The organism is Methylobacterium sp. J-026, assembly GCF_022829585.1.
Classification (GTDB): domain Bacteria; phylum Pseudomonadota; class Alphaproteobacteria; order Rhizobiales; family Beijerinckiaceae; genus Methylobacterium.
The window spans coordinates 1-360 of sequence record NZ_JAKSYC010000331.1; the positions used below are offsets into that span (position 1 = coordinate 1).

General features: G+C 65.0%; 1 tRNA gene. It reads right to left on the minus strand.

Annotated features, from left to right (window positions below):
* Positions 1-187: 187 nt before the first annotated feature.
* Positions 188-263, minus strand: a tRNA-Ile gene (locus MKK69_RS28890).
* Positions 264-360 lie beyond the last annotated feature (97 nt).

Consider the following 360-nt stretch of genomic DNA (forward strand, 5'->3'; position numbering starts at 1 on the left):
GAACTGTTCACTATCTCCGGGATCTGGCTCATATGCGAAGCGGGGATATTGATGACCTGGTGGTGTGTCCCGTAGTACATTGCTTCGCCGTAGATGGCGACGAAGGTCACGCCCACGCGGCGGCGCATGCGGGATCGCGGGACAGCGAACGCCGAGGAGGCGGGTCGTGGGGCATGTCCGGGTTGGATGGTGGGACCGGCAGGACTCGAAACTGCAACAAGACCGTTATGAGCGGCCGGCTCTAACCATTGAGCTACGGGCCCGGCGGAGGCGAAGCCTCCGGGGAAGCGATACCCGAAGGACACCGTCGCGTCACCCCGGCGGACCCGCGGGTCCCCGCTTTCCCGTTCCGGACCGGAT